2 protein-coding genes and 1 pseudogene are annotated in these 2453 nt (G+C 35.9%); all 3 read left to right on the plus strand.

Translation table 11 applies throughout. The features are described 5' to 3' along the window. Positions 1-340 (plus strand): annotated as a pseudogene (locus AC5YCI_RS16205) (phosphoglycerate kinase); the annotation flags it as partial. A 53-nt stretch (positions 341-393) separates the two neighbouring features. Continuing rightward, the gene (locus AC5YCI_RS16210; RefSeq protein WP_496175936.1) at positions 394-1653 is read left to right on the plus strand and encodes a DNA/RNA non-specific endonuclease; all 1260 of its coding nucleotides are present in this window, start codon (positions 394-396) and stop codon (positions 1651-1653) included. 1 nt (position 1654) lies between these two features. Next, positions 1655-1996, plus strand: coding sequence for a hypothetical protein (locus tag AC5YCI_RS16215; RefSeq protein WP_496130471.1), 342 nt, complete (start codon positions 1655-1657; stop codon positions 1994-1996). Positions 1997-2453 lie beyond the last annotated feature (457 nt).

A 2453-nucleotide genomic window follows, 5' to 3' on the forward strand; every position in this document is an offset into this window, starting at 1 on the left:
TGATATCAACAACACGCAAGAAATTACTCGTGACCAAGTGACAGGCATGTTGAATGGTTCTGTAACGGTAGATGATCGTTTACTCACTGAAAGTGGTCGTGCTGAGATTATTCAGCAGCAGAAGGATTTACAAGAGAACGTTAGACAAAGTGCTGAAAACATTATCAAGGCATTACCTGATAATACCTATAAACAACGTGCCTTAAGTTCGCTAAATAATATTCAGGCAGGATTGGCTAATAACCCTGAAATGTTAGCGAATGGTGGCGATGAAGTTTATGAAGGGTACAAAGAATTTATACGTCAAGGTGGAGAGCAGAACAGTACGAAGCCTTATTAAATAAAGAAGTCCTACCACTTGCGAAAGAGCTAAATGATACAGCCAAACAAACATTGAATGAGATTCAGCAACAAATTGCTGAAGAATATCAAGTCAGTGATGATACAGCTCGTTCAATTGTACGTCAGGTTTTAACGGCAGCTAGTCAGCAAGAGGTATCTAATAGTACAGTTGAAGCAGCTGAGTTTGATCCGAATCAACCGTATAAAGGAACATTTGTATTACCAACAATCGTAGTTACAGCAAAAGGTGTTGCAGTACTTGTTCAGGGGGTACACGGTAATGAAGCGAGTATTGCTGGTGAAAATGTAGTTAAAGTCATCGATGGAAGTAACTTAGCAATCCAGCTCTTTGATCAAAGTGCGGCAGTAAGTTATAAGGTAAATGATGCGATAGAGAAAACAGGAATTGATCCTGAAACAGCAGGATTAGCCTTGTCTTTAGCCTTTGGTGGGCCAATTGGATTAGCGAAAGACCTAATAGTTGATACTGTAGCTGGAGGTCAAATAGCACAAGCTGGTGATGCTCTTAAAAATGAAGTTACGGCAGTTGTCAGAGATACTAGCTATGATACAGTTTCTGGCTATACTTCAGATAGTACAAAGCAACAGTTATCAAATCTGAATGACCCCGTATCACAAACAGCCTTACAAGTTTCTGAGCAGTTACAACGTACCAAAGATGGCGTAGGCTTCTTAGCTGGAGTATTAGGCATTGGTGGTGCTGCGAAGACAACTAGGATTGATGGTCAAGATGTTAAGGTTTCGAAAACTAATTTCGAGATAGATATAAGCCAAAACAATAAACATACCGAAGTTATTGACTTTGAAAAGTCAAAACAGAAAGGTACACCTGAAAATCAGATGGTAAATAATTTAAAAGCGAATAATAATTATGAGTTATCAAACGGCACGAAATTTAAGACTAATGAGTATGGTCATGTTGAAGAAATTAGTTTCAAGCCTGATTTTGATAATAAAGGTGTTAGAGATAGTCGACAAACAGCAGTTGGAAAATTAGGTAAGGAAAGAGACGTTGGTGGACACATCCAAGGTTGTGCTATGGGCGGAACATGTGATCGCTATAACTTATTCCCACAAGATGCAAATTTCAATAATTCTGCTTATAAGGTTTATTTTGAGAATATTCTGAAAAAAGCAGACAAAGAAGGGAAAACTATTGATAATGTAACTGTTAAATTTACACGTGATGATCTGAGTTCGGTACGACCAGATAAATTAGAAGTTACCTTTCTTATTAATGGAAAACCAACAAGAGAAACCTTTGTGAATACTGCTGGTGGAGGAAAGTAGAGTGGATAAGCAGTTAGAAATATTAAATGAGTTAAGCAGTATTTTGCATTTTTCAACAGAGATTAAATATGATTCAGCTCATTTAGAGTATAAGTTTAATCCAGAGGAACAGTGGAATTCTTTTTCTATTTGGTATGAGAAGAATCAACAGAATTATAGCCCTGATAATTTTGACAAAATTAGCAATGAAGCCCAAGAGTTATGTAGAAAGTTACATAATGAAATGCAGTCTCATACAGGTGGGGACTGGAGAAAATTTATTTTGACAATTGATGAAACAGGTCAAGCTAAAACTCAATTTATATATGAAATACAATCTTGTATGGATCAATTTAGAGAGTGATCTTTTAGAAAAATAAGTACGTTATTAAAACCCACTTAATTTTAGGTGGGTTTTTTGCGTCGTTCCACCGTTGCAAGATGGAATGCCAAACAGGTTGGCTTATGATTTATAAAGAAAATTATTCAGTTGTGAACTTAAACTTACTCAGGCTAAATTATTTAAAATTAATATTCACTTATGGCTCGTAGTCTATATAAATTTTAAGATTATCAATATCCTCACTTTATGACATATACGATTGTGCATTGTTTACCTATATTTTCAAGTCCACATACAGTAAATATTATTATGGACATCTATTCTTGTTTCATCTGGACATTTTAAATGGTTTATCGCATAGACATTTTAATTGGTGAATAACACTAAAGCGTCCAAGTAAGACAGTAAGCATCCGCTGAACCCCATACCTATTTTTTAATTTTGGTCGGGTTGCCACCGGTGTGGCAGTAATTCTTCA

Source organism: Acinetobacter sp. CY17, assembly GCF_059515825.1.